Here is a 26,643-nt window from a genome sequence, read left to right as displayed (position 1 = left end):
GGATACAGATTATGTTGTTTAAAATGATGCAATTTGAGCTGCGCTATTTTATGCGTCAGCCCTCTTTCTATATAACGTCACTTATTTTGTTCTTTCTCACTTTTATGGCGTCTGTTTCTGACACGGTGCAAATAGGAGGAAGCAGCAATGTGAATGTAAATTCTCCTTACGCAATTTTGCAAGTTATTGCGATTATGTCGGTGTTTGCTATTTTCTTAGTGGTCAATTTTGTCGGCAGTTCAGCTATTCGTGATGACGTGAGTAAACTCAATGAATTAGTTTTGAGTAAGCCACTAAATATCGCCCAATATAGGGCGGGCAGATTTATCGGGGCTTATTTGGTCACTCTATTGGTATTTTCAACTACGATGTTGGGAGTGTGGATTGGCAGTGGTTTTGGTAGTTTAATGGGCTGGTTAGATAGTGAAATGGTTGGTGAAAATAAACTAAGCTATTATTTAGTGCCTTTCTTTTATATTGCTGTTCCTTCTTTATTTGTTGTCTCATCGCTAATTAATGTTGTCGCAATGCGCTTTCGCAGCATGGTGGCACTGTATCTAGTCGCCGTTGCCTTACTTATTAGTTATTTGGTTGGATCGAATATCTTCTCTGATATTCAATATCGCGAAATCTCAGCTTATTTAGATATGTTTGCTCTGTCTGCTATGGGAATCCAAATGGAATATTGGACAATAGCTGATCGCAACGTGATGGAAATTACGTTAACTGATCAGCTATTACACAATAGGCTAATTTGGGTCGGTGTTGCTTTGGTGGCATTAGCAACCACAGTGCTAAATACATCCCACCACTTAATGCAAAAGCAAAAAGTGAAAGGCAAGGTCAATAAAGATAGTAATACTAATTCTGCAACTGCTCTTGGTTTTAATATAAAGGCAAAGGCGACGGGAAGTAATGCATGGTCGCAGTTTTTAACGCGGACTGTTTTTGAAGTCAAACAAGTTATAAAAAGCTATTCGTTTGGTATTTTGCTTATTTTATCTTTAGCGACATTAATTCCTGCGTTAGTAGGTTCAATGGGTGCATACGGAACTGATGTTTGGCCAGTTACTTTTAGAATGGTTGAGCTAATTCAAGAAAGCTTTAGCGTATTGATGATTATTGTACTGGTTTATTATTGTGGTGAACTTGTATGGCATGATCGTGAATCACGTATGGCAGACATTGTTGATGCTTACCCTGTTGTAAATTGGGTGTTCTGGGGCTCTAAATATGTAGCGCTGAGTGCTGTTTTATTATTGTTATGTGCATTTGGCTCTTTGGTGACACTGTTTTATCAAATGATTATGGGCATGGAGAACTTTGATATTGCACAATATGTAATCAGGCTCGGTTATTTATTTGTACTCATGCTTATTTTTCAAGGCGGCTTTGCTTTTTTATTACAAGTAATTAGCCCTAATAAATACGTCGGTATGGGGTTATATGTACTGTACTTTATTACTACTCAGGTTATGAGTAACTATGGCTTTGAGCATAAAATGTTTAAAATAGGTGCCACTCCATATGCGCCTTATTCAGATATTAATGGATACGGCCACTTTTTAACGGCAGTGCATTGGTATAACTTATACTGGCTTGGCTTTAGTGTGATCATTGCCGCACTTAGCTATGCACTTTGGCCGCGTGGGGCTGGGCAGGGTTTAAAAGCGCGCGTAAAGCTAATTGGCTATCAGCTAGGTAACTCAGGTAAAGTGATTATAGTGTGCGGTGCACTTATTTTTGTAGGCGCAGGCAGTTATATTTACTACAACACAACAGTGATTAATCCATTTATTACTAGTGATCAGCGTGAAGACTTGAAAGAGCAATATGAACGAGAGTTTGGTCAATTTGTTGATGCGGCTGTGCCTATACCAGCAGATGTTGTTGTTACTGCAGATATCTACCCTCAAGAGCGACGTATTAATGCAAGCGTAGTTATGCAAGTAGAAAATAAGTCGCAACATCCGATTACACGTGTACTGGTGAATAAGCCTTATCATACTCATAACTGGAGTGTTGTGGCAGATGGTGCGCAACTGGGCGAGTTAAATGAGCAGTATCGTCATGCATGGTTAGAGTTTACAGAGCCAATGCAACCAAATGAAAGCCGCGAAATTGTGATGAGCGTAGAGCGCTATAGTAAAGGTTTCGTAGATAGAGGTAGTGATGAACAACTTTTATATAACGGTACATTTATAGATAACACTGCACTGTTTCCAACCTTTGGTTATTCCTTTGATAAACAATTGCAAGATAAAAATGAGCGTCGTCAAAGAGGTTTACCAGAGTTAAAACGCGGCAATAAAATTGAAGAAACGCAATACCATGCTCAGCCTTTATTTGCGGATAATTATGTCAGCTTTGCTGCCACAATTACTACCGATGAGTCGCAAGTTGCGATGGTTCCAGGTTACTTGCAATCACAAAGTACTAAAGATGGCCGTACTACGTTTGTATACGAAATGGATGCACCTATGCTGCACTTTTACACCTTGCTCTCAATGGAACTTGAGGTGAAAAAAGAGCAGTACAATGGTGTAAATATTGAGGTGTACCATCACAAAGATCATGCTTGGAACGTAGATTCGATGATTCAATCTACTAAAGATTCTTTAGATTACTTTTCCAAAGAGTTTGCTCCTTATCAGCATAAGCAAATGCGTATTATAGAGTATCCTCGCTATCGTGGTTTTGCGCAGAGTTTTGCTAATACAGTCCCATTCTCTGAAAATTTGGGATTTATTACCGATATACGCGATCCTGATAATATTAACCTTCCTTACTACGTTACCGCCCATGAACTAGCACACCAGTGGTGGGCACATCAGGTGATTGGTGCGAACGTTGAGGGATCGAATATTTTATCTGAAATGCTCTCGCAATATGCAGCAATCATGGTGATGAAAGAGAGATACGGTGAAAACAATCTTCGTAAATTCTTAAAGTATGAGCTAGATCGTTATTTGTTAGGGCGAACGGCTGAGCCTTATGATGAGAGGACTCTAGCGCGTACAGTAGGGCAGCAATATATCCATTATAACAAAGGGTCTGTAGTTATGATGGCCATTCATGATCTGTTAGGTGAGCAACGTTTAAATGCCGTTTTACGAGCGTTTTTACAAGATCACCAATATGCGCAAGAGCGTTACCCAACCACGTTAGACTTTATTGCTTATTTAAAGCAAGGGGCGAGTGAGCAAGAGCAAGCATTCATTGAAGATCAGTTTAATGCCATTACATTGTATGAGTTAAAGCTCAGTGATGTTGATATTCAAGAGGCTGAATCTGTTGATGGCGAGCATACCGTTACGCTAACTATTTCTGCAGCAAAAAAACATGCAGATGGTGAAGGAAATGAAGAGGATATTCCATTAGCGCAAATGATAGATGTCGCTTTGTTTAGCGCAGATCCAAATGAAATTCAGGAAGGGGATACTGTTATCTACATGCAAAAGCACGAGATAAAAACAGGTGAAAATACCATTACATTAAAGGTAACTGAGTTACCTAAATTTGCTGGTGTTGACCCTTTCATTAAGTTAATTGATAAGAAAAGTGGCGATAATATCAAGGCGCTATAATGTTAACTTGGACCAAAATGCCAGTTTTTTTATAGACTGGCGATAAACCTTATATTTAATAGATAAAGACGAGCGAGTTAAATTTATCTTTATAAACATAAACTTAAAAGGCCGCATTCATGCGGCCTTTTATATGAATAATTTATAAGATTTTTAGTCATATGATATTTGTTAAACAATTTTTTACTCAACGCTTTTTGTCCTCTTATAAAGTTAATTACTAATAGTGAGCTAATCAGGATGATTATCCAATCATTAATAATGGGTGCTGCTTTACTTGATTTTAGTGCTTACTATGAGGTAAAAATTTAGCCGCAAGCCAGCGCAAAAATAACAAGTAAGGCAAGTGTTGAAGATAGCCATCCATTTTATTTATAGGGATAAGTATTTGAGCAGCGTGAAGATGTAGAGCAAATTTGTAAGGATACTCAGGTTGCTCAAATGCAGTTGGCAGGAAAGTCAGTATGAACTTTAAATTAATTATTGTGAGTTCGCGGTATTAACTGGTTGCACAAATTTTTATTTTATTTTTTAGCGAGGGGTGGACTGAAGTAAGTAACCAATCACATACAAGCTCGCAATGGCAAAGTGTGCATGCTTATAAATCTTTTACTAATGGCTTAGGATAGTTAGATATCAATCAAGTTGGTCCATTTTAGCATTCTGAATCAGTTGCAATTGATTGCAACAAGAACGAGTTTAAAGCTGAATAAACAGTCGTTTTTATATTTATGGTTAATTTAAAAGGTGGCCTTAAACGAGAAAGGGCCTTTCGGCCCTTAGTGTTGCAGCAAGTAACACATTCTTTTTATAGGTTAAAGTCGACAGCGTAGGCTACATAAGCTTTTACATCTGAGCCGTCCATGTCGTTATCTGATAGGCCAAAAGTAAAACCATCTTTAGACACCGATACACCATAATCAATAATATTATCATCACCGATGAAATCGCCTGAGTAATGCCCTATGTGTAGCGCCATTTCTGTGCCATTGCTACCAACAGCGAAGCTGTAATCGGCATTTAAATACAATGAATCACCAAAATCAGTACCATCACCACTGGCTGCAGATGTTGCAAGTACGGCTGCACCAAATGTAAAACCTTGCACACTAATGCTGCCATAAACTTCTGAAAAATCAGCATCGGCACCTGATGCCGCATCAGGGTACGCATAATAGATATACCCTACGTCATAACTCACACTTTCATTAATTGCGCCGCCAAAACCGGCGTATAAGTCTAGTTCGTAGGTCATTTCATCGGCCCAAGACGCATTTGACGCCCAAGTACCAGCATAAAAGCCAGATTCATTAGCGTAATCAATACCGCCAGATACAGCAGCATCGCCACCAGTTTGCTCTTGTCCGCGCCATAAGTAGTTTGAAGTGGCTGCTGCATTTGCTGTTACTTCAGCAAATGCAGTAGTTGATGTCATTCCTGTTAATGCCAATGCACTGATCAATATTGTTTTTTGTAGTTTTAGCATGTCTCATTTCCCATTGTATGATTTTGCACGCCAAGGCTTTTTATTATGAACGACTACAACCTTTTGTTTGGCGGCATTTTATTATGTTACTAATGGGGTATTTGCACTGTGTGTGCCAAATTAAACTTATTCGTTTATAAATTATTTTTATTATTTAAAACAATGTATTGAAAATAATATGAGGTAGGGATAGAAAAGTAATTATTTAGCAGGTTCACTTTGCTGGTGCAAAAAATAGCCTAACTGCACCATCAAAGCGCTGCTAGGCTATTTTATTTTTCTTGTGGGTTAATTAACCAAAAATGGCACGCATTAAGGTAATTGTTTCGTTAACACCGCGGCCTTTTTGTACTTCGCTAATAATGGAGTCACGTTTAGCACGAATATGCTCTGGAACATCATCAGCAGCGAGCGCGCGATCCACTAAAATCTCAGCAGATTCTTTGCCTCGACGTGGCGCTTTACTGCTGCTAGAAGTGCTACGTGTAGGTTTATTAAGTAGCTTAATGTAGTTAGAGTTATCTGCAGTATTAGTATCTGCATAATAGAAAAAGCAAGGTATAAGCGCTTTAATATCCACCAACTGTGTTTCTAGTTCATTACCAGCATTGGCCATTTTAAACCATGACATGGCGTGAATGCTTTGTACTACATCTTGCCAGTAACGCTCAAAGTCACGGTTATTTAATTTGGTGATACCAAGTGCGGAGCAAAGTGCATCTAAGCGACTGTTACTAATTGGAGTAAACACATCAGGGCGACGCATTGCTAATAAGCGGGTTGCAGGCGCCAGAGTTGGTTTTTCATCACTACCATTAAATGCACTCAAATAAGCAATTACAAATTGTTGGTAATCACTTTGCGCTACATCACCCTCAAGTGGAATGTTGCTGAGTGCATCGTCGAAGGCACCTGGCAGATCAGCCAGCATCTGGTGAAAACCTTTGGCGCTTTTGGTAGAGGCAAACCATTCTACATCAAAGTTATAAGTACTCGGATCCAGTGATGCCATATGCTTACCGCTAAAAGCGAGTAAGTCTTCAGGGATCATCTCTTTTAACGGCTTTTCGCGTAGGCCTGCAATATAAGTAGTTAAACGTAATTGCTCATCAAGTGCTACCAGTTCTTTATGTTGCTCTACAAACATACTCACTACTGGCCAAGGTGCTACCCGTAATGTTTTTAACTGTAAAAAGCTAATGGCTGAAATAAGTTGGTCATGCAGCTTTTTTAATAGTGGTAATTGTTGGGTTTCGAGTAAGTCGTAATTAATACGGTCGCGGCTTGCATTTAATAGCTCGTAACACCAACCTAAAAAGTCTTCTGGATGGTTTTCCACTTTCACAGCCATCAGGTTTAGGCTTAGCTCTGAAGATTGCTTCAGAATGTTTTGATAAATTTGACTTTCTTGCTCGCCTAATGCCATTTTTGACGGTGAAATTAGCAGTTTCTTCATGCCTTGTAGACTCTCCGGTTAGATATACTTTTTAGTCGCTTCATTTTAGCTTAAATAAGCCAGCAGCAACAGGGGCGTGCATCATACCGGAGAATACAGGGGATGCAATCTTGGTAAGTTAATTAACACAAGATTGCATTTAAAGGCTTTAATCTACTTCTTCCAGTGTAAATAATAGCTCCACAGTAGTATTAAACTGCCGAGCTATTTTCAAAGCAATGGTCACTGAAGGAGTAAAGCGTGACGTTTCTACCGTGCTAATGGTTTTGCGTGATACATTAATAGCATCAGCAAGCTCTTGCTGTGAAAGCCCTGCCTTTTTACGAAATTCAGCTATATGATTTTGCACATTAACTCCTAATCACGGCTTTGCCAAAAAATAGAAATTCCGTATGCCAAACACATAATAGCAAGGTAAAAAGTAGCCATCATGCTATGAGATATGTGTAAAGTTAGGCCTTCAGAGAATAAATAAACCGTGCCCATACTAAATAACAATGCTAATACAACATGTTTATAAGCAATAGTATCTATAGTATTTAAGTATTCATCTTTATAAGTAAGGTGATATTTCATTCTCCATGTAAAGCCACCTCTAATTACAAACATAAGGAAAGAACCAAGAAATGCGGCGCTTCCTAAAATCAGCAACGGCGCTGACGTGTTTCCGATAATTGGGTAGCCACTGATTATTAGTAAAGTGATACCCATAAACACCGAAAACCATGCGTTCTGACTCATAAGTTTTTCTTCAGTTTTAATATCTTGTTGTTTCATAAAATCCATCCTGTGAAAATATTAATATTCAATGTAACCTAAGGGTATCATCGGGTCAATTGTTTTTTGTAACCTAAAGGTATCAAAATGTTTCAATCACGATTTATATACCTACATAAGAATTTAGGAAAGTAGATTTTTCGTTACTGGACAATGCTTTTCGCGCTAACTCCCGCTATGATAAGAGCATTATTTGCACGTTTGAAAGGATGATCATGAAGACCTTATTTAAAGTTATTGGTGTTTTATTATTGCTATGCATAGCGCTAATTGTTGCTGCACCTTTTTTAATTCCTACTGATACCATTTTTAATAAAGTGTCTGAGCAGGTTGAAAAAACAACCGGGCGCACATTAACCATAAAGGGCGATAAAACCCTCAGTGTATTTCCTGCATTAAAGTTAGAACTTAATGATGTGCATTTTGCCAATATGCCTAGCGGCTCTCGCGCTGATATGGCGAGTATGCAGCAACTTGCTGTTCATATTCCTTGGCTTTCATTACTCGGTGGCGAGTTAAAACTAGAAAAGTTTGTTATTAATGAGCCTGATATCTTGCTAGAAACCGATAAAAGCGGCAAAGCTAACTGGCAGTTATTTGATGCAGTAGCTAAACAATCAGAGCAGCAAACTCAATCGGGTGAGGCAGGCAAATTACCTGAAAACTTTGATATTCAGTTAGGCGAGGTCGCTATTTATGGCGGGTCGTTTACTTATTTAGATGGTCAAACGAGCGCTAAACAGCAAATTAGCGATTTAGAACTGGCTATATTACTGCCTTCACTGCGCAAACAGCTCGAAGTCAAAGGAGCTATTACTTACATGCAAGAGCGCTTTGAGCTTGATGTAAAACTCGACACACCAGCAAAAGCGATTGAAGGCGCCACATTTAATGTAAAGCAAACGCTTAACTCACGTTTAGTAGATCTAATGTTTGATGGCAGCATAGCCAAACAAGGCCAAGACATTAAAGGACTTTTAACACTTAACGGTGATTCGGTTAAAAATATTGCTAACTGGCAAGGAGTTGACTTAAACGCTAAAAACAATGCGTTTAACGCCTTTAGCATCAATGCCGAAATGCACTTACTCGGTGAAGAGTTTAACTTAACTGAATTAGTAGCAACGCTCGATGCACTCGAGATTAAAGGTAAAAGTAAGTTAAATTTAGGCAGTCGCTTAGCTGTTAATGCGGATATTGACTTAGGCATGCTTGATTTAAATCCTTACTTACCTGAAACCGTAGCTAAAAAAGAAGTCCCAGCAAAAGACGACTCTAAGCCTGCAGAGCCAATAGTGTGGGATGATACTAAAATTGATTTAAGTGGCTTAAATGCATTAGATGCAAATGTGATTGTCCGTTCAAGTGGCTTAAAAGCGAACGACATTAAACTCGGCGCCAACCAGTTTACAGTAGCACTTAAAAATAGCATTGCTAAATTAAGCCTAGACAGCTTTGCCGCTTACGAAGGAACAGGTAAAGGGGTAGTGACCGTAAATGCTCAAAATACCCCTTATAAAATAGCAACCAACTTCGATTTAGATAAAATAGACGCACAGCCATTACTTAGCGATGCTGCAGGCTTTGATAAGTTAATGGGCAAAGGGTCGCTAAATTGGAATTTAACTACAGCTGGGCAAAGCCAAAAAACATTTATTAATGCGCTTAATGGTAAACTAGGATTTAAGTTCGCAGATGGTGCGGTTAAAGGTGCGAACGTAGCGGAAATGGTACGTAAGGGGAAAGAGTTAGTTAAAGGTAACTTTAATGCCGCATCTGAGGGACTAGATTCAGGATTTGAAGAATCTGAGAAAACTGACTTCTCTGCACTTTCGGGTAGTTTTAACTTTACCAATGGCGTAGGTAAAAATACTGATTTATCCCTGAACAGCCCTTTAATACGGATTTCAGGTGAAGGAGACGTTGATTTACCGCAAACTCTGGTTAACTACCGCCTAGTAACAGGTTTAGTTGATTCTATTGAAGGTCAAGGTACTACCGATGATAGCACTGGCTTTAAAATTCCTCTGAGAATAAAAGGCCCATTCCATGATGTTGGCATAAAATTAGATATAGGCAGTGCGGTTAAAGATGAAGCAAAAGAAAAAGCCAAAGACAAGATTAAAGATAAATTAAAAGGTTTGTTTGGCTAATTTTAATTACTGATAAAAAACAAGGCACCGCTACGGTGCCTTGTTTGTTTTATAACCATCTGTAATTTAGGTAGATAGCATAAATTACCGGTTGCTAATTTAGCATCCGCATTAAATTAATTAAAAAATAACCTACCACTCCCCCCTCAATGCTGATACAATTGCCCGCCCTTAAGAGACATCTAGTATGTTTTTTGAGTGGAATTCAATCGAAATGTCTTGATTTTAAACAAATTTAAGACAAGTTGTAATTACTACACCGGAGGTCATTAACATGATCCAAATGCAAACTCAGCTGGAAGTTGCTGATAACAGCGGCGCTCGCAAAGTGCAGTGTATAAAAGTCCTTGGTGGTTCACACCGTCGCTATGCAGCGATTGGCGATATCATTAAAGTTTCTGTAAAAGAAGCGATTCCTCGCGGTAAAGTGAAGAAAGGTGATGTTAAAAACGCGGTAGTTGTGCGTACCAAAAAAGGCGTTCGTCGTCCAGACGGTTCATTGATCCGTTTCGACAGCAATGCGGCTGTTATCTTAAATGATAACTTGCAGCCTATTGGTACTCGTATTTTCGGCCCTGTGACTCGCGAACTTCGTAATGAAAAGTTCATGAAAATCGTTTCACTAGCCCCAGAAGTACTGTAAGGAGTCTATCATGGCAGCAAAAATCCGTCGTGATGACGAAGTAATCGTACTAGCAGGTAAAGACAAAGGTAAGCGCGGCAAAGTGCTTTCAGTTGTAACCGAGTCTGGTCGAGTATTTGTCGAAGGCATTAACTTAATCAAAAAACACCAAAAGCCGGTTCCACAGTTGAACCAAGCTGGCGGTATTGTTGAGAAAGAAGCGTCTATCGACGTATCAAACGTTGCGATCTACAACTCGGAAACGAGCAAAGCAGATCGTGTAGGTTTCAAGATTGAAGATGGTAAGAAATTACGTATCTTTAAATCTACTGGTAAAACTATCTAATAGTTGGAGTAGAATGATGGCGAAACTGCATGAAGTATATAAAGACAAAGTAGTTGCTGAACTTCAAGAGAAGTTTGGTTTCAGCTCTGTCATGCAAGTCCCTCAGATCGAGAAGATCACATTAAATATGGGTGTGGGCGAAGCCTTAGCTGACAAGAAGATTTTAGATAACGCTGTTGCGGATCTAGAAGCTATTTCTGGTCAGAAACCTTTAATCACTAAAGCACGCAAATCTGTTGCTGGCTTCAAAGTGCGTGAAGGTTACCCGATTGGTTGTAAAGTAACCCTACGCGGCGAGCGTATGTGGGACTTTTTTGAGCGTTTGGTTTCAATCGCTATCCCACGTATCCGTGACTTCCGTGGTGTGAGTGCTAAGTCTTTTGATGGACGCGGTAACTACAGCATGGGCGTACGTGAACAAATCATCTTCCCAGAAATTGATTATGATAAAGTAGACCGTGTACGCGGTATGGATATCACAATCACTACATCTGCGAAATCAGATGAGGAAGGCCGTGCGTTGTTAGAAGCGTTTAACTTCCCATTCAAGAAATAAGGGTAGGGTTATGGCAAAGAATTCTATGAAAGCGCGCGAAGCAAAGCGCACTAAACTAGTTGCTCAGTACGCTGAAAAGCGTGCAGCACTAAAAGCTATCATCAGTGATGTTAATACATCTGAAGATGATCGTTGGGACGCGGTACTTAAGCTACAAGCTTTACCTCGTGATTCTAGCCCTGCACGTCAACGTAATCGTTGTAACATTACGGGCCGCCCACATGGTTTCCTTCGCAAATTCGGCATGAGCCGTATTAAAGTTCGCGAAGCAGCTATGCGCGGTGAAATTCCTGGCCTTAAAAAGGCTAGCTGGTAATAGAATCATGGGAGTAAGACTATGAGCTTGCAAGATCCTATCGCGGATTTATTTACACGAATCCGTAACGGTCAGTCAGCGAAGAAAGTATCTGTAACGATGCCTAATTCGAAACTGAAAGTAGCAGTAGCTAATGTATTAAAAAATGAAGGTTACATCGCAGACTTCGCAGTAAGTGGTGATGTTAAACCTGAGCTTTCTATCGAGTTAAAGTACTTCGAAGGCAAAGCTGTTATTGAAAATATCCAGCGTGTAAGTCGCCCTGGTCTACGTATCTATAAGAGACGTGACGAATTACCGAAGGTAATGGGTGGTTTAGGTATCGCTATCGTATCAACTTCTAAAGGCCTAATGACAGACCGCGCAGCACGTAGTGCAGGCGTTGGTGGTGAAATCATTGGTTTTGTAGCTTAATCGGAGGGGAACTATGTCTCGCATAGCAAAGGCACCAATAAACGTTCCTGCCGGTGTAGAAGTTACATTAAAAGGCCAGGAAATCACAGTTAAAGGCAAAAACGGTGAACTTACTCGTACTATCAACAATGCTGTTGAAGTACAAGTTAACGACAACGTTATTACAACTTTACCTCGTGAAGGCGTAGCCAATGCATGGGCACAAGCAGGTACTGCTCGCGCTCTAATCAACAACATGGTTGTTGGTACGCATGAAGGTTACGAGAAGAAACTTCAGTTAGTAGGTGTTGGTTACCGTGCTGCAGCTAAGGGCAAAGTTTTAGACTTAACTCTTGGTTTCTCGCACCCAGTTAATTTCGCAGTTCCTGAAGGAATTACGATTGAAACTCCAAGCCAAACAGAAGTTCTAGTTAAGGGCGTAGACAAGCAGTTAGTTGGTCAAACAGCTGCTAACATTCGTGCATACCGTAAACCTGAGCCTTATAAAGGTAAAGGTGTTCGTTATTCAGATGAGAATGTACGCCGTAAAGAGGCTAAGAAGAAGTAAGGTAAGACGATGGATAAAAAAACAGCTCGTCTACGTCGTGCTAAACGCACTCGTAGAAATTATATTGAACAAGGCACAACGCGTCTTGTTATCCACCGCACGCCACGTCACATTTACGCTCAAGTTGTAAACGCTGAGGGTAATGTACTGGCTGCTGCTTCTACTGTTGAGAAAGCTATTAGCGAAACAGTTAAAGGCACAGGCAACGTTGCAGCTGCACAAGCAGTTGGTAAAGCGGTTGCTGAACGTGCGGCTGACAAAGGCATCGAAAAGATTGCTTTTGATCGCAGTGGCTTTAAATATCACGGCCGTGTGAAGGCGCTAGCTGATGCTGCGCGTGAAGCCGGTTTGCAATTCTAGGAGTAGACAATGGCTAACGTAGAAGCAAAGCAACAACAGCCTGATTTAGCTGAAAAGCTAATCGCGGTGAACCGTGTGTCTAAAGTAGTTAAAGGTGGTCGTATCTTTAGCTTTACTGCACTAACTGTAGTTGGTGATGGCGCAGGTAAAGTAGGTTTCGGTTATGGTAAAGCACGTGAAGTTCCAGCTGCTATTCAAAAAGCAATGGAAAAAGCACGTCGTAACATGATCAACGTAGACCTAAATGGCAACACATTACAGCATCCTGTTAAAGGACGTCATGCTGGCTCACAAGTGTTTATGAAACCAGCATCTGAAGGTACTGGTATCATTGCAGGTGGTGCTATGCGTGCAGTACTTGAAGTGACTGGTGTGCAGAACGTACTTTCTAAATGTTACGGTTCTACTAACCCGATCAACGTTGTACGTGCAACGATCTCAGCTCTTGAGAACATGAATTCTCCTCAGTCGATCGCTGCAAAACGTGGTCTTCGAGTAGATGAGATTTTGGGGTAAACCATGGCTAATAAAACTGTAAAAGTAACACAAGTAAAAAGCTCTATCGGTCGTTTACCGAAGCATAAAGCTACATTACGCGGTCTTGGTTTACGTCGTATCAATCACACTGTTGAGTTAGAAGACACAGCATGTGTGCGTGGTATGATTAACCAGGTTTATTACATGGTTAAGGTAGAGGGGTAATTCGATGCATTTGAATACACTTTCACCTGCTGCAGGTTCAAAAACTGCTCCAAAACGTGTTGGTCGTGGTATCGGTTCTGGTCTTGGTAAGACTGGTGGCCGTGGTCACAAAGGTCAAAAATCACGTTCTGGCGGTAAAGTACGCGTTGGTTTCGAAGGCGGTCAAATGCCTATGCAACGTCGTCTACCTAAGTTCGGTTTCACTTCTCGCAAATCTTTAGTATCTGCAGAAATTAACCTATACGAAATCGCTAAAGTTGAAGGCGATGTGGTAGACCTAAGCGCGTTACAAGCAGCTGGTCTAGTTAAAAAGAACGTTCAGTTCGTTAAAGTTGTTAAATCTGGCGAAGTTTCACGCGCTGTTACCGTTAAAGGCCTTAAGGCTTCTAAAGGTGCACGCGAAGCTATCGAAGCTGCCGGAGGCAAGGTAGAAGACTAAGGAAGTACTAATGGCTAAACCAGGTCAAGATACACAAAGTGCACAAGGTGGACTTTCGGAATTGAAGCGCCGATTACTCTTCGTATTGGGTGCTATCATAATTTACCGTCTAGGTTCATTTGTGCCGATCCCTGGGATTGACGCCGCTGTACTTGCCGATTTCTTCGAGCAACAAAAGGGCACCATTGTTGAGATGTTCAACATGTTTAGCGGTGGTGCGCTTGAGCGAGCTTCAGTGTTAGCACTGGGTATCATGCCGTATATCTCGGCTTCGATTATTACGCAACTATTAACGCATATGTATCCGCCGTTTATAGAGCTTAAGAAAGAAGGTGAGCAAGGGCGTAAAAAGATAAGCCAGTACACACGCTACGGCACGCTTGTGCTTGCTACTATCCAATCAATCGGTATTGCCACAAGCTTACCGGGCATGATGAACGGGTTAGTTGTTAACCCAGGTATGGGATTCTATTTCACCGCAGTGGTGAGTTTAGTAACCGGTACTATGTTCCTTATGTGGTTGGGCGAACAGATAACAGAACGTGGTATCGGTAACGGTATCTCAGTTCTAATATTTGTTGGTATTGTAGCTAACCTGCCGTCTGCTATTGGTTCGACAGCCGAAATGGCGCGCCAAGGTGATTTGAATGTTTTTGTACTGTTGATGGTTGCGGTTATAGTATTCGCTGTTACTTATCTTGTTGTATTCTTTGAACGTGGTCAACGACGTATTGTTGTTAACTACGCCAAACGTCAACAAGGTCGTCAAGTATTTGCTGCTCAAAGCACGCATTTGCCTCTGAAAGTAAATATGGCGGGTGTTATTCCACCAATCTTCGCTAGCAGTATAATTCTGTTCCCTGGTACAATTGCAAGCTGGTTCGGCCAGGGTGAAGGTCCGGTTGCTGATGTGCTACAAGCAATTGCTACAACGTTGACTCCAGGTCAGCCTTTGTATGCAATGGTTTTAGCTGCGGCTATCATCTTCTTCTGCTTTTTCTACACAGCGTTGGTTTTTAACCCGCGTGAAACAGCAGACAACCTGAAAAAATCTGGCGCATTTATCCCAGGTATTCGTCCAGGTGAGCAGACATCTAAATACATTGATAAAGTGATGACACGCCTGACATTGGCAGGTGCTTTGTATATAACCTTTATCTGTCTGGTGCCCGAATTCATGACTATGGCATGGCAAACGCCATTCTATTTCGGCGGTACATCAATTTTGATTATCGTTGTTGTAATCATGGACTTTATGGCACAAGTACAGACGCATCTGATGTCACATCAGTATGATTCTGTGCTGAAAAAAGCGAACCTTAAAGGCTACGGTCGATAAGGTCAGTTTACGGAGTTGAGCAATGAAAGTACGTGCTTCCGTTAAGAAAATATGCCGTAACTGTAAAGTTATTAAACGTGCTGGTGTAGTACGCGTAATTTGCAGTGAGCCTAAGCATAAGCAAAGGCAAGGCTAAGTAAACAGTCGTGCAGGCTGAGGTTTCTCGGCCTGTGTTTTTAGTTGTGATTTGGTCTTCGTTTGAGTATCCTTACGGGCTTTTCAAACAGATGATTACCAAATTCAAATATAGGAGATGTGTTAGTGGCCCGTATCGCTGGCATTAACGTCCCTGATCATAAACATGCAGTTATTGGTTTAACAGCTATTTATGGCATAGGTAAGACTCGCTCTAAGGCTATCTTAGAAGCGACTGGTATCGCCGAGACCACAAAAATCGGTGAACTTTCAGACGAAACACTTGACGTACTGCGTGAAGCAGTTGGCAAGTACACTGTAGAAGGTGACCTTCGTCGTGAAGTTACTTTGAATATCAAGCGCCTTATGGACCTTGGTTGTTTCCGTGGCCTACGTCACCGTCGCTCTTTACCACTTCGTGGTCAAAGAACAAAGACTAACGCGCGTACCCGTAAGGGTCCTCGTAAGCCTATTAAGCGATAAGGGGATAGTAAAATGGCTAAGACACCAATTCGTCGTAAAAAGGTTAAAAAGCAAGTTGCTGATGGTATGGCTCATGTTCATGCGTCTTTCAACAACACTATTGTAACGATTACCGACCGTCAAGGTAATGCACTATCATGGGCTACTGCCGGTGGTTCAGGTTTCCGTGGTTCACGTAAATCTACTCCATTCGCTGCTCAGGTTGCTGCAGAGCGTGCAGGTACTGCTGCTCAAGAATACGGTTTAAAAAATCTAGAAGTTTTCATCAAAGGTCCAGGTCCAGGTCGTGAATCTGCTGTACGTGCTTTGAATGCTGCTGGTTACCGTATCACCAACATTACTGACGTGACGCCAATACCACATAATGGTTGTCGTCCACCGAAGAAACGTCGCGTTTAACAATAGGTTAGGAGAAATAACATGGCAAGATATTTGGGCCCTAAGCTCAAGCTGAGTCGTCGTGAAGGTACTGACCTGTTCCTTAAGAGCGGCGTAAGAGCTATCGACTCTAAGTGTAAACTTGAGACTGCACCTGGTCAGCACGGCGCTCGTAAAGGACGCTTATCTGATTACGGTTTACAATTACGTGAAAAGCAAAAAGTACGTCGTATCTACGGTGTATTAGAAAAGCAATTCCGTAACTACTACAAAGAAGCTGCTCGCCTTAAAGGTAATACAGGTGAAAACTTGTTACAGCTTTTAGAGCAACGTTTAGACAATGTTGTATATCGCATGGGTTTTGCTAGCACACGCGCTGAAGCACGTCAGTTAGTAAGCCACAAAGCGATTCTAGTTAATGGTCGTGTTGTGAACATTCCTTCATACGTAATTACTCCAGAAGATACTGTTGTAATCCGTGAGAAGTCTAAAACACAAGCACGTATCATCGCTGCTCTAGAGTTGGCTGAGCAACGTGAAAAGCCGACTTGGGTTGAAGTTGACGGTAAGAAATTGGAAGGTAGCTTCAAGCGCCTACCTGAGCGTTCAGATCTGTCTGCGGACATTAATGAACAACTAATCGTCGAACTTTACTCTAAGTAAAGTTAAGAGTTAAGAGAGGATAAAATGCAGGGTTCTGTTACAGAATTTCTAAAACCAAGGTTAGTCGATATCGACGCTATCAACCCAACGCGTTCTAAAGTAGTTTTAGAACCACTCGAGCGTGGCTTTGGTCACACTTTGGGTAATGCCTTACGCCGTATACTGTTATCATCTATGCCTGGATGTGCAGTAACTGAAGTTGAAATCGACGGTGTATTGCATGAGTACAGCGCGAAAGAAGGCGTACAAGAAGACATCATTGAAATACTACTAAACCTTAAAGGTCTAGCGGTAACGTTAGAAGGCAAAGATGAAGTTTTTCTGACCCTGACTAAATCTGGTGTAGGCCCTGTGACTGCGGCAGATATTCAGCACGATGGCGATGTAACAATTGCTAACCCAGATCATGTTATTTGTAATTTAACAACAAATAACAGCGAGATCAGCATGCGTATTCGTGTTGAGCGTGGTCGTGGTTATGTGCCGGCATCTAGTCGTTTATCCTCTGATGACGATGAGCGTCCAATTGGTCGATTGCTGCTTGATGCATCATTCAGCCCAGTTGAACGTATTGCGTACTCGGTTGAATCAGCCCGTGTTGAGCAACGTACAGACTTAGACAAGTTAATCATTGATATGGAAACAAACGGCACTTTAGATCCTGAAGAAGCGATCCGCCGTGCGTCTACTATCTTAGCTGAGCAATTAGATGCATTCGTAGATTTACGTGATGTAACTGAGCCAGAAGAGAAAGAAGAGAAGCCAGAATTCGATCCTATTCTACTTCGTCCAGTTGATGATCTTGAATTAACAGTACGTTCAGCAAACTGTTTGAAAGCCGAGCAAATTCAATATATCGGTGATTTAGTTCAGCGCACTGAAGTTGAGCTTCTTAAAACGCCTAATCTAGGTAAGAAGTCTCTAACTGAAATAAAAGACGTGCTAGCTTCACGTGGTCTTTCTCTAGGCATGCGCCTAGAAAATTGGCCGCCTGCAAGCCTAGCTGAATAATCTAAATCACTATATTAGTTTAGTTAGAAGGATAGGGTCATGCGCCATCGTAAGAGTGGTCGTCAATTAAACCGTAACAGTAGCCATCGTAAAGCGATGTTCAGCAATATGGCAGGTTCTTTGGTGAAACATGAAATCATCAAAACTACTTTGCCTAAAGCGAAAGAGTTACGCCGTGTAATTGAACCTTTAATCACACTGGCTAAGACTGACAGTGTAGCAAATCGCCGTTTAGCGTTTGCTCGCACGCGTGATAATGAAGTAGTTGGTAAGTTATTCAGTGAAATCGGTCCTCGTAATGCGGATCGTCCAGGTGGTTACACTCGTATTCTTAAGTGTGGCTTCCGTGCTGGTGATAATGCACCAATGGCTTATATTGAACTAGTTGGTCGCCCAGCGGCGAGCGAAGAAGTTCAAGAAGACGCGCAGTCTGCAGAGTAAGTCTTAAAGAGACACCAAAAAGCCGAGCTTATGCTCGGCTTTTTAATATCTAAAATCCACACAAAATGAATAAAGCTTTTAGCTCTATTATTAATAGCAAATTTATTCTCATTCCTTTCATCTAATAAAATAGCCTAACTAGAATCGACGAATCATAATGCGAGCGTTTAGGACTGCTATCTTTCTATTTATAAGCAAAGCTATTTAGACTAATAAACACATGACTATGTAACGGCTTTTACAGTTTATAGTTATTAATATAAAAAAGTTCGTAATAGTTGATACCACTAATAGCTCATTAACTTTATATAGTAGAGCCCTTGTCTGATGTACTTATTCGCCACTAATCTAAATGGCCATATAAAGCTAAACAATTTGTTTTCTTGGTAATAGCTACAATAACTATGAAAAGATTTTCCAAAAAATAAGTTTTTATAGCTTTAAAGGCGAAATATGATTAGATTTAGTTGTCTTTTTAAGCGTTTAGTCTAAATATCCAACGAACAGTCATTTATTTCAAGTTTTCTGCAAAAAAGGGTTGATCTGTTTTCGGATCTCCCTATAATGCGACCCCACTGAGACGGCAGAGCGCAACGCATAGCGGGGCACGAGCTACTCAGTGAGTCGAGTAAAACTTAGTTTTGAAAACTTTCAAGTTTAACAAAATTAAGTGTTGACTCGAAAAATAAAGGATGTATTATACGCATCCCTAGCGACAACGTCGCAACGTTCTTTAACAATATAAAGCAATCATCTGTGTGGGCACTCGTACAGATTGAGTTCTAACAGCCAAGCTACTTAGGTAGTGAGGCAAACAAATTTAGAGTCTCAATTTAAACTGAGTGACCAACAGCAATGACTTACTTAGGTTTTGCTTAAGAAAAGAATTGCAGCACAGTCAATTCAATATCGAAAGATATTAAATAAATTCAGAATTCATTGAGCTGTCGAAAGACATAAAACTTTTTAATTGAAGAGTTTGATCATGGCTCAGATTGAACGCTGGCGGCAGGCCTAACACATGCAAGTCGAGCGGTAACAGAGAGGTGCTTGCACCTTTGCTGACGAGCGGCGGACGGGTGAGTAATGCTTGGGAACATGCCTTGAGGTGGGGGACAACAGTTGGAAACGACTGCTAATACCGCATAATGTCTACGGACCAAAGGGGGCTTCGGCTCTCGCCTTTAGATTGGCCCAAGTGGGATTAGCTAGTTGGTGAGGTAATGGCTCACCAAGGCGACGATCCCTAGCTGGTTTGAGAGGATGATCAGCCACACTGGGACTGAGACACGGCCCAGACTCCTACGGGAGGCAGCAGTGGGGAATATTGCACAATGGGCGCAAGCCTGATGCAGCCATGCCGCGTGTGTGAAGAAGGCCTTCGGGTTGTAAAGCACTTTCAGTCAGGAGGAAAGGTTAGTAGTTAATACCTGCTAGCTGTGACGTTACTGACAGAAGAAGCACCGGCTAACTCCGTGCCAGCAGCCGCGGTAATACGGAGGGTGCGAGCGTTAATCGGAATTACTGGGCGTAAAGCGTACGCAGGCGGTTTGTTAAGCGAGATGTGAAAGCCCCGGGCTCAACCTGGGAACTGCATTTCGAACTGGCAAACTAGAGTGTGATAGAGGGTGGTAGAATTTCAGGTGTAGCGGTGAAATGCGTAGAGATCTGAAGGAATACCGATGGCGAAGGCAGCCACCTGGGTCAACACTGACGCTCATGTACGAAAGCGTGGGGAGCAAACAGGATTAGATACCCTGGTAGTCCACGCCGTAAACGATGTCTACTAGAAGCTCGGAACCTCGGTTCTGTTTTTCAAAGCTAACGCATTAAGTAGACCGCCTGGGGAGTACGGCCGCAAGGTTAAAACTCAAATGAATTGACGGGGGCCCGCACAAGCGGTGGAGCATGTGGTTTAATTCGATGCAACGCGAAGAACCTTACCTACACTTGACATACAGAGAACTTACCAGAGATGGTTTGGTGCCTTCGGGAACTCTGATACAGGTGCTGCATGGCTGTCGTCAGCTCGTGTTGTGAGATGTTGGGTTAAGTCCCGCAACGAGCGCAACCCCTATCCTTAGTTGCTAGCAGGTAATGCTGAGAACTCTAAGGAGACTGCCGGTGATAAACCGGAGGAAGGTGGGGACGACGTCAAGTCATCATGGCCCTTACGTGTAGGGCTACACACGTGCTACAATGGCGCATACAGAGTGCTGCGAACTCGCGAGAGTAAGCGAATCACTTAAAGTGCGTCGTAGTCCGGATTGGAGTCTGCAACTCGACTCCATGAAGTCGGAATCGCTAGTAATCGCGTATCAGAATGACGCGGTGAATACGTTCCCGGGCCTTGTACACACCGCCCGTCACACCATGGGAGTGGGTTGCTCCAGAAGTAGATAGTCTAACCCTCGGGAGGACGTTTACCACGGAGTGATTCATGACTGGGGTGAAGTCGTAACAAGGTAGCCCTAGGGGAACCTGGGGCTGGATCACCTCCTTATACGATTTAGAACTTATTTGTTCGTAGTGTCCACACAGATGATTGTTAGTTAGTTTGCTCTTTGAGTTAACTAATTAATATGCTCTTTAAAAATTTGGAAAAGCTGATAATAAAATTCGTATGAATACATTGTATTTGTACAGAGTTTTCAAAAGTAAAAAAAATGATAGCAGTATCATTCAGTGCCAATTTAATCCTCGGATTAATTGGTATCTACTTTAGTATTCAATATTAACTTCTGGCGAAGTTAAACTGTCACAAAACAAAGACCCGTTTGGGTTGTATGGTTAAGTGACTAAGCGTACACGGTGGATGCCTTGGCAGTTGGAGGCGATGAAGGACGTATTAACTTGCGATAAGCCTAGTCAAGCTAGTAAAAAGCACTTGAGACTAGGATTTCCGAATGGGGAAACCCACCTGCTTGCAGGTATCGTTAACTGAATACATAGGTTAACGAGGCGAACGCGGAGAACTGAAACATCTAAGTACCCGTAGGAAAAGAAATCAACCGAGATTCCGAAAGTAGCGGCGAGCGAAATCGGAACAGCCCTTAAGCTTATTATGTGTTAATGGAAGGCTCTGGAAAGTGCCACGATACAGGGTGATAGTCCCGTACATGAAAATGCATTTTAAGTGAAATCGAGTAGGTCGGAGCACGTGAAACTTTGACTGAATATAGGTGGACCATCATCTAAGGCTAAATACTCCCAACTGACCGATAGTGAACCAGTACCGTGAGGGAAAGGCGAAAAGAACCCCTGTGAGGGGAGTGAAATAGAACCTGAAACCGTGTACGTACAAGCAGTAGGAGCCTACTTGTTAGGTGACTGCGTACCTTTTGTATAATGGGTCAGCGACTTATATTTTGTAGCGAGGTTAACCGATTAGGGTAGCCGTAGGGAAACCGAGTCTTAACTGGGCGAATAGTTGCAAGGTATAGACCCGAAACCCGGTGATCTAGCCATGGGCAGGTTGAAGGTTGAGTAACATCAACTGGAGGACCGAACCCACTAACGTTGAAAAGTTAGGGGATGACCTGTGGTTAGGAGTGAAAGGCTAATCAAACCGGGAGATAGCTGGTTCTCCCCGAAATCTATTTAGGTAGAGCCTCGGACGAATACTTACGGGGGTAGAGCACTGTTAAGGCTAGGGGGTCATCCCGACTTACCAACCCTTTGCAAACTCCGAATACCGTAAAGTAATATCCGGGAGACACACGGCGGGTGCTAACGTCCGTCGTGAAGAGGGAAACAACCCAGACCGCCAGCTAAGGTCCCAAAGTCATAGTTAAGTGGGAAACGATGTGGAAAGGCCCAGACAGCCAGGAGGTTGGCTTAGAAGCAGCCATCCTTTAAAGAAAGCGTAATAGCTCACTGGTCGAGTCGGTCTGCGCGGAAGATGTAACGGGGCTAAACTATGCACCGAAGCTGCGGATTCAGAATTTATTCTGAGTGGTAGGGGAGCGTTCTGTAAGCGGTTGAAGGTGTACCGGGAGGTATGCTGGACGTATCAGAAGTGCGAATGCTGACATGAGTAACGATAATGCGGGTGAAAAACCCGCACGCCGGAAGACCAAGGGTTCCTATCCCATGTTAATCAGGGTAGGGTAAGTCGACCCCTAAGGCGAGGCCGAAAGGCGTAGTCGATGGGAAACGGATTAATATTTCCGTACTTGGTATAATTGCGATGGGGGGACGGAGCAGGCTAAGCAAGCATGGCGATGGTAGTCCATGTGAAAGTGTGTAGGCTAGTGACTTAGGTAAATCCGGGTTACTGTTAGGCTGAGACACGAGACGAGTCACCAAGGTGATGAAGTTGCTGATGCCATACTTCCAGGAAAAGCCTCTAAGCTTCAGATTATACCGAATCGTACCCCAAACCGACACAGGTGGTCAGGTAGAGAATACTAAGGCGCTTGAGAGAACTCGGGTGAAGGAACTAGGCAAAATCGTACCGTAACTTCGGGAGAAGGTACGCTCCGATTGGTGATGAGACTTGCTCTCTAAGCTGATTGGAGCCGCAGTGACCAGGTGGCTGGGACTGTTTATTAAAAACACAGCACTGTGCAAAATCGCAAGATGACGTATACGGTGTGACACCTGCCCGGTGCCGGAAGGTTAATTGATGGGGTTATCTTCGGAGAAGCTCTTGATCGAAGCCCCGGTAAACGGCGGCCGTAACTATAACGGTCCTAAGGTAGCGAAATTCCTTGTCGGGTAAGTTCCGACCTGCACGAATGGTGTAACCATGGCCACGCTGTCTCCACCCGAGACTCAGTGAAATTGAAATCGCAGTGAAGATGCTGTGTACCCGCGGCTAGACGGAAAGACCCCGTGAACCTTTACTACAGCTTGGCACTGAACATTGAACCTACATGTGTAGGATAGGTGGGAGACTTAGAAGCAGAGACGCTAGTTTTTGTGGAGTCGTCCTTGAAATACCACCCTTGTAGTTTTGATGTTCTAACGTTGGCCCCTGAATCGGGGTTACGGACAGTGCCTGGTGGGTAGTTTGACTGGGGCGGTCTCCTCCCAAAGAGTAACGGAGGAGCACGAAGGTTGGCTAAGTACGGTCGGACATCGTACGGTTAGTGTAATGGTAGAAGCCAGCTTAACTGCGAGACAGACACGTCGAGCAGGTACGAAAGTAGGTCATAGTGATCCGGTGGTTCTGAATGGAAGGGCCATCGCTCAACGGATAAAAGGTACTCCGGGGATAACAGGCTGATACCGCCCAAGAGTTCATATCGACGGCGGTGTTTGGCACCTCGATGTCGGCTCATCACATCCTGGGGCTGAAGTCGGTCCCAAGGGTATGGCTGTTCGCCATTTAAAGTGGTACGCGAGCTGGGTTTAGAACGTCGTGAGACAGTTCGGTCCCTATCTGCCGTGGGCGTTTGAGAATTGAGAGGGGTTGCTCCTAGTACGAGAGGACCGGAGTGAACGAACCGCTGGTGTTCGGGTTGTCATGCCAATGGCATTGCCCGGTAGCTACGTTCGGAACTGATAAGCGCTGAAAGCATCTAAGCGCGAAGCAGGCCTCGAGATGAGTTCTCACTAGACTTTTAAAGTCTCTGAAGGGCCGTTGAAGACTACAACGTTGATAGGCAAGATGTGGAAGTGGTGTGAGCCATTAAGCTAACTTGTACTAATTACCCGTGAGGCTTAACCATACAACGCCAAACGCGTTTTATGTGATAGTGAAGCAAGCGAAGAAGTTAATATAACTAAAGTAGATACTTGAAGACTTTATTATCAGAAATTCCAAATTTTAGTTAGTGCGTAGTAATACGAACTGACACCAAATTTGCTTGGTGACAATAGCGTTTTGGACCCACCTGACCCCATGCCGAACTCAGTAGTGAAACGAAACAGCGCCGATGATAGTGTAGCATTTGCTATGTGAAAGTAGGACATTACCAGGCTCCAAATACAAGAAAGCCCGATTCGAAAGAGTCGGGCTTTTTTACGTCTGCAGGAAAGTGAAAAACAAAGGTAAAAGGTATTAGGTGAAAGGAAGAGAATTGACCAGAACCGAGCCCATGACATTCTACTGCGCTGTCGCTACGAAGTAGTATACCCACTCCAAATACAGAAAAGTGCAAAGCATCCGGCTTGAAGTAAAAAATAAGCTCTGCTTTACACTGACCCCCTATTATCTTCTATTGTATGGTGAACCTCGTTATACAAAATTAATCCCTCCAAAAATAAAAAGCCTCATAAATTACTTAACTATGTTTTACTTGAAAAAGAATTTATTAAGCCCAAAATGAAATTAGGTATTTTTATTAAATTGAGCTGTTTATGTCATTACTACTAACGTCATCTAAGTGTGAGCAATGGACCTATTTATCAAAACAGGTAAAAGAGTATGAAGAACAAGCAGTCTATGCTGAGGGCGCTGATCTATACACGCTGATGCAGCGCGCCGCGGAGGCTGTTTTTTACTGTTGGAAAACCTTTAATGCAAAGCAAACGTTAGTTATTACAGGTAATGGAAATAATGCTGGAGATGGTTATGAGGTAGCTCGGTTAATTAAACAAGCAGATAGGCATGTAGTTGTTTGTGCTATTAATCCGGATAAAGTCTTTACCGGAGACGCAGCAAAAGCGCAAAAAAAATGGATTAATGCGGGTGGTCAGATATGTGACTTTTCGCAGGAATTACTTGATGAGTGTGATGTCATAGTTGATGCATTGCTTGGGACAGGTTTAACTAATAACGTGCATGACAAATTTGCTGAAATGATTAAAGCAGTTAATCAAAGTGCAAAACCTATCCTTAGTATTGATGTACCGTCAGGTATTAATGCAGATACTGGCTGCCCCCACGGAGAAGCCATTATGGCAACTAAAACGGTTACACTAGTTGGGATAAAGCAAGGGCTCACAACAGCTACAGGGAAGCAGTATGCGGGGGAATTGCACTTCGATGATTTAGGCGTTGGCAAGCAGTTTATGAAATTAGCCACCCCTTCAGCTCAGATTATTAATATAGACAGCTTTAAACCTTTGCCTGAGCGCTCAGTGAGTAGCCATAAAGGTAGTCATGGAAAATTATTATGTATAGGAGGAAACCACGGCTCTGCAGGAGCTATTAGATTAAGTGCTGAAAGTGGATTAAGGTCTGGTGCTGGAATGGTAAAAGTGTATACCCATGAACATGCCGTTTTACCTGTGAGCATCGGGCGACCAGAGCTTATGGTAACTAGTGAACACTTGGATGATGCCCTAGCATGGTCAACGTGTGTAGTTATCGGTCCAGGTTTAGGCCAAGATGAATGGGCCCAAAAAACCTTTGATCAGGCAATCCGTTATTGCCAGCAAAACAATATCCCTACTGTTATTGATGCAGACGCCTTAAACTTATTAGCTAAGCAATCATCTTCTCATAAATTAAATAATACCGTGCTAACGCCTCATCCTGCAGAGGCTGCACGGTTATTAAACTTAACTACCTCTGAGGTTGAGTCTGATCGTTTTTATTATGCTCGACAATGTGCGATCAACTTCGCAGCGACCTCTATTTTAAAGGGCGCAGGTACGCTAATCGATAATACCGAGCATACTTGGATATGTGAAAATGGTAACCCTGGTTTGGCTGTAGGAGGAAGTGGTGATGTGCTTAGTGGTATAATAGGGGCGTTAATGGCTCAAGGATTAAATACCAGTGAGGCAGCATGTTATGGCGTTGTGTTACATGCAAAGGCGGGTGATAGAGCCTGTGAACAATCAGGGCAAAGAGGAATGTTAGCCAGTGACTTATTTGCGCATGTAAGAGCACTGATCAATCATAAATAGTAAAAGCAGCAGTGACTGGCTGTGCTAGCTAATGTCTTCGCTGCTTGTTTTGGCTACTATCTGTGAAGCTCACCAGCTCTTTCAGGCTGATAAATAACTTCTTTGATGGTTACTGTTACTAATCCACCGCCAGGCTTTGGCCATTCAATTTGATCTCCTTGTGAAAGGCCAAGTAATGCACTACCTATAGGAGCTAAGATTGATATTTTGTCGCCAATCGAATCAATATTTTTTGGGTAAACAAGCGTTAAAGTAAACTCTTCGCCTGTAGATTCAACAACAAAGTTCACAGTTGAATTCATGGTTACCACGGTTGAGGGAACTTCGTGCGGCTCAACTATGCTGGCTCGTGCAAGTTCTGCTTCAAGTTCTTTTTCACCCGCAAAGCTGTTTGCAGGCAACGACTCCATCAGTGCATACAACCTATCTGCATCCAGCGATGAAATGATAATTTCAGGTTTTGTATTCAACTTAATATCCTTAATCATGTTAAATAAAATTTACTCTGGTATAGCTTGCAGGAACTCAGTTGCATTGGAATACACTGAGTTAATTTTATTGTTGTTTAGTGAATTTATTTTATCTCTATTGCTAAAAACCCAGCCGAAGCTGGGTTTTTATTTGAGCTA

General features: G+C 42.4%; 25 protein-coding genes and 3 rRNA genes. 23 read left to right on the top strand and 5 right to left on the bottom strand.

Going from position 1 to position 26,643, the window contains the following annotated elements; genetic code table 11:
• Positions 1-11 precede the first annotated feature (11 nt).
• A complete protein-coding gene (locus B1F84_RS14125; protein ID WP_131691767.1) occupies positions 12-3,587 on the top strand; it encodes a M1 family aminopeptidase in 3,576 nt (1,191 codons plus the stop codon).
• An 808-nt stretch (positions 3,588-4,395) separates the two neighbouring features.
• Here B1F84_RS14125 and B1F84_RS14115 read toward each other — a convergent pair.
• From B1F84_RS14115 to B1F84_RS14100, 4 genes are all read right to left on the bottom strand, one after another.
• Positions 4,396-5,073, bottom strand: a complete 678-nt coding sequence (locus tag B1F84_RS14115) for a TorF family putative porin (RefSeq protein ID WP_008115403.1) — start codon at positions 5,071-5,073, stop codon at positions 4,396-4,398.
• Between the two features lie 292 nt (positions 5,074-5,365).
• Positions 5,366-6,529: a hypothetical protein gene (locus tag B1F84_RS14110; RefSeq protein WP_131691766.1), complete on the bottom strand. Its 1,164-nt coding sequence runs from the start codon at positions 6,527-6,529 to the stop codon at positions 5,366-5,368.
• Between the two features lie 148 nt (positions 6,530-6,677).
• On the bottom strand, positions 6,678-6,878 hold the full coding sequence (locus B1F84_RS14105) for a helix-turn-helix transcriptional regulator (protein WP_008115400.1): 201 nt from the start codon (positions 6,876-6,878) through the stop codon (positions 6,678-6,680).
• Positions 6,879-6,886: 8 nt separating this feature from the next.
• A complete protein-coding gene (locus B1F84_RS14100) occupies positions 6,887-7,306 on the bottom strand; it encodes a hypothetical protein (RefSeq protein ID WP_008115399.1) in 420 nt (139 codons plus the stop codon).
• Between the two features lie 215 nt (positions 7,307-7,521).
• Between B1F84_RS14100 and B1F84_RS14095 the strand changes: the two genes are divergently transcribed.
• The 22 genes from B1F84_RS14095 (at position 7,522) to B1F84_RS13990 (ending at position 26,014) form a co-directional block, all read left to right on the top strand.
• Positions 7,522-9,459 carry an AsmA family protein gene (locus B1F84_RS14095; protein ID WP_131691765.1) on the top strand — a complete coding sequence of 646 codons (1,938 nt, stop codon included), beginning with the start codon at positions 7,522-7,524 and terminating at the stop codon, positions 9,457-9,459.
• Between the two features lie 274 nt (positions 9,460-9,733).
• Entirely contained in the window at positions 9,734-10,102 is a 369-nt protein-coding gene (gene rplN, locus B1F84_RS14090; protein WP_008115397.1) for a 50S ribosomal protein L14, read from the top strand.
• A gap of 10 nt (positions 10,103-10,112) precedes the next feature.
• Positions 10,113-10,427, top strand: coding sequence for a 50S ribosomal protein L24 (gene rplX, locus B1F84_RS14085; protein ID WP_004589210.1), 315 nt, complete (start codon positions 10,113-10,115; stop codon positions 10,425-10,427).
• 16 nt (positions 10,428-10,443) lie between these two features.
• Positions 10,444-10,983 carry a 50S ribosomal protein L5 gene (rplE, locus tag B1F84_RS14080; protein ID WP_010392500.1) on the top strand — a complete coding sequence of 180 codons (540 nt, stop codon included), beginning with the start codon at positions 10,444-10,446 and terminating at the stop codon, positions 10,981-10,983.
• A 10-nt stretch (positions 10,984-10,993) separates the two neighbouring features.
• Positions 10,994-11,299: a 30S ribosomal protein S14 gene (gene rpsN, locus B1F84_RS14075; protein WP_006794245.1), complete on the top strand. Its 306-nt coding sequence runs from the start codon at positions 10,994-10,996 to the stop codon at positions 11,297-11,299.
• Positions 11,300-11,320: 21 nt separating this feature from the next.
• Positions 11,321-11,713, top strand: a complete 393-nt coding sequence (rpsH, locus tag B1F84_RS14070; protein ID WP_008115392.1) for a 30S ribosomal protein S8 — start codon at positions 11,321-11,323, stop codon at positions 11,711-11,713.
• Between the two features lie 13 nt (positions 11,714-11,726).
• A complete protein-coding gene (gene rplF / locus B1F84_RS14065; RefSeq protein WP_008115390.1) occupies positions 11,727-12,260 on the top strand; it encodes a 50S ribosomal protein L6 in 534 nt (177 codons plus the stop codon).
• A gap of 9 nt (positions 12,261-12,269) precedes the next feature.
• On the top strand, positions 12,270-12,620 hold the full coding sequence (gene rplR / locus B1F84_RS14060; RefSeq protein WP_008115388.1) for a 50S ribosomal protein L18: 351 nt from the start codon (positions 12,270-12,272) through the stop codon (positions 12,618-12,620).
• A 9-nt stretch (positions 12,621-12,629) separates the two neighbouring features.
• Complete coding sequence (gene rpsE, locus B1F84_RS14055) at positions 12,630-13,136, top strand: 30S ribosomal protein S5 (protein WP_008115387.1); 507 nt, start codon at positions 12,630-12,632, stop codon at positions 13,134-13,136.
• A 3-nt stretch (positions 13,137-13,139) separates the two neighbouring features.
• Positions 13,140-13,322, top strand: a complete 183-nt coding sequence (rpmD, locus tag B1F84_RS14050; RefSeq protein ID WP_008115384.1) for a 50S ribosomal protein L30 — start codon at positions 13,140-13,142, stop codon at positions 13,320-13,322.
• A gap of 4 nt (positions 13,323-13,326) precedes the next feature.
• Positions 13,327-13,761, top strand: a complete 435-nt coding sequence (gene rplO / locus B1F84_RS14045) for a 50S ribosomal protein L15 (protein ID WP_008115382.1) — start codon at positions 13,327-13,329, stop codon at positions 13,759-13,761.
• 10 nt (positions 13,762-13,771) lie between these two features.
• Entirely contained in the window at positions 13,772-15,100 is a 1,329-nt protein-coding gene (gene secY / locus B1F84_RS14040) for a preprotein translocase subunit SecY (RefSeq protein WP_008115380.1), read from the top strand.
• A 22-nt stretch (positions 15,101-15,122) separates the two neighbouring features.
• Positions 15,123-15,236, top strand: a complete 114-nt coding sequence (rpmJ, locus tag B1F84_RS14035) for a 50S ribosomal protein L36 (RefSeq protein WP_002959476.1) — start codon at positions 15,123-15,125, stop codon at positions 15,234-15,236.
• A gap of 125 nt (positions 15,237-15,361) precedes the next feature.
• A complete protein-coding gene (rpsM, locus tag B1F84_RS14030; protein ID WP_008115377.1) occupies positions 15,362-15,718 on the top strand; it encodes a 30S ribosomal protein S13 in 357 nt (118 codons plus the stop codon).
• A 12-nt stretch (positions 15,719-15,730) separates the two neighbouring features.
• The gene (gene rpsK / locus B1F84_RS14025) at positions 15,731-16,117 is read left to right on the top strand and encodes a 30S ribosomal protein S11 (protein ID WP_002959471.1); all 387 of its coding nucleotides are present in this window, start codon (positions 15,731-15,733) and stop codon (positions 16,115-16,117) included.
• A gap of 21 nt (positions 16,118-16,138) precedes the next feature.
• Positions 16,139-16,759, top strand: a complete 621-nt coding sequence (rpsD, locus tag B1F84_RS14020; protein ID WP_002959461.1) for a 30S ribosomal protein S4 — start codon at positions 16,139-16,141, stop codon at positions 16,757-16,759.
• Positions 16,760-16,783: 24 nt separating this feature from the next.
• On the top strand, positions 16,784-17,770 hold the full coding sequence (rpoA, locus tag B1F84_RS14015) for a DNA-directed RNA polymerase subunit alpha (RefSeq protein WP_008115371.1): 987 nt from the start codon (positions 16,784-16,786) through the stop codon (positions 17,768-17,770).
• 39 nt (positions 17,771-17,809) lie between these two features.
• Positions 17,810-18,211 (top strand): 50S ribosomal protein L17, encoded by a 402-nt coding sequence (rplQ, locus tag B1F84_RS14010; RefSeq protein ID WP_008115370.1) that lies wholly within the window; start codon positions 17,810-17,812, stop codon positions 18,209-18,211.
• 967 nt (positions 18,212-19,178) lie between these two features.
• Positions 19,179-20,714, top strand: a 16S ribosomal RNA gene (locus tag B1F84_RS14005).
• Positions 20,715-20,999: 285 nt separating this feature from the next.
• A 23S ribosomal RNA gene (locus B1F84_RS14000) occupies positions 21,000-23,886 on the top strand.
• A 137-nt stretch (positions 23,887-24,023) separates the two neighbouring features.
• A 5S ribosomal RNA gene (gene rrf / locus B1F84_RS13995) occupies positions 24,024-24,138 on the top strand.
• Together the 16S, 23S and 5S rRNA genes form the textbook arrangement of a ribosomal RNA operon.
• Positions 24,139-24,517: 379 nt before the next feature.
• Positions 24,518-26,014: an NAD(P)H-hydrate dehydratase gene (locus B1F84_RS13990; protein ID WP_131691764.1), complete on the top strand. Its 1,497-nt coding sequence runs from the start codon at positions 24,518-24,520 to the stop codon at positions 26,012-26,014.
• Between the two features lie 56 nt (positions 26,015-26,070).
• Here B1F84_RS13990 and rnk read toward each other — a convergent pair whose 3' ends face one another.
• Positions 26,071-26,484 carry a nucleoside diphosphate kinase regulator gene (gene rnk / locus B1F84_RS13985; protein WP_131691763.1) on the bottom strand — a complete coding sequence of 138 codons (414 nt, stop codon included), beginning with the start codon at positions 26,482-26,484 and terminating at the stop codon, positions 26,071-26,073.
• Positions 26,485-26,643 lie beyond the last annotated feature (159 nt).

This window comes from Pseudoalteromonas sp. DL-6, from assembly GCF_004328665.1.
Classification (GTDB): Bacteria; Pseudomonadota; Gammaproteobacteria; order Enterobacterales; family Alteromonadaceae; genus Pseudoalteromonas.
The sequence above is the reverse complement of the archived record's forward strand: the minus strand, read 5'-3'. Positions and strand labels throughout refer to the sequence as shown.

Coding starts and splice junctions, on each gene's coding strand:
- B1F84_RS14125 (WP_131691767.1), top strand. CDS start 12: ATGTTGTTTAAAATGATGCAATTTGAGCTGCGCTATTTTATGCGTCAG.
- B1F84_RS14115 (WP_008115403.1), bottom strand. CDS start 5,073: ATGCTAAAACTACAAAAAACAATATTGATCAGTGCATTGGCATTAACA.
- B1F84_RS14110 (WP_131691766.1), bottom strand. CDS start 6,529: ATGAAGAAACTGCTAATTTCACCGTCAAAAATGGCATTAGGCGAGCAA.
- B1F84_RS14100 (WP_008115399.1), bottom strand. CDS start 7,306: ATGAAACAACAAGATATTAAAACTGAAGAAAAACTTATGAGTCAGAAC.
- B1F84_RS14095 (WP_131691765.1), top strand. CDS start 7,522: ATGAAGACCTTATTTAAAGTTATTGGTGTTTTATTATTGCTATGCATA.
- rplN (WP_008115397.1), top strand. CDS start 9,734: ATGATCCAAATGCAAACTCAGCTGGAAGTTGCTGATAACAGCGGCGCT.
- rplX (WP_004589210.1), top strand. CDS start 10,113: ATGGCAGCAAAAATCCGTCGTGATGACGAAGTAATCGTACTAGCAGGT.
- rplE (WP_010392500.1), top strand. CDS start 10,444: ATGGCGAAACTGCATGAAGTATATAAAGACAAAGTAGTTGCTGAACTT.
- rpsN (WP_006794245.1), top strand. CDS start 10,994: ATGGCAAAGAATTCTATGAAAGCGCGCGAAGCAAAGCGCACTAAACTA.
- rpsH (WP_008115392.1), top strand. CDS start 11,321: ATGAGCTTGCAAGATCCTATCGCGGATTTATTTACACGAATCCGTAAC.
- rplF (WP_008115390.1), top strand. CDS start 11,727: ATGTCTCGCATAGCAAAGGCACCAATAAACGTTCCTGCCGGTGTAGAA.
- rplR (WP_008115388.1), top strand. CDS start 12,270: ATGGATAAAAAAACAGCTCGTCTACGTCGTGCTAAACGCACTCGTAGA.
- rpsE (WP_008115387.1), top strand. CDS start 12,630: ATGGCTAACGTAGAAGCAAAGCAACAACAGCCTGATTTAGCTGAAAAG.
- rpmD (WP_008115384.1), top strand. CDS start 13,140: ATGGCTAATAAAACTGTAAAAGTAACACAAGTAAAAAGCTCTATCGGT.
- rplO (WP_008115382.1), top strand. CDS start 13,327: ATGCATTTGAATACACTTTCACCTGCTGCAGGTTCAAAAACTGCTCCA.
- secY (WP_008115380.1), top strand. CDS start 13,772: ATGGCTAAACCAGGTCAAGATACACAAAGTGCACAAGGTGGACTTTCG.
- rpmJ (WP_002959476.1), top strand. CDS start 15,123: ATGAAAGTACGTGCTTCCGTTAAGAAAATATGCCGTAACTGTAAAGTT.
- rpsK (WP_002959471.1), top strand. CDS start 15,731: ATGGCTAAGACACCAATTCGTCGTAAAAAGGTTAAAAAGCAAGTTGCT.
- rpsD (WP_002959461.1), top strand. CDS start 16,139: ATGGCAAGATATTTGGGCCCTAAGCTCAAGCTGAGTCGTCGTGAAGGT.
- rpoA (WP_008115371.1), top strand. CDS start 16,784: ATGCAGGGTTCTGTTACAGAATTTCTAAAACCAAGGTTAGTCGATATC.
- rplQ (WP_008115370.1), top strand. CDS start 17,810: ATGCGCCATCGTAAGAGTGGTCGTCAATTAAACCGTAACAGTAGCCAT.
- B1F84_RS13990 (WP_131691764.1), top strand. CDS start 24,518: ATGTCATTACTACTAACGTCATCTAAGTGTGAGCAATGGACCTATTTA.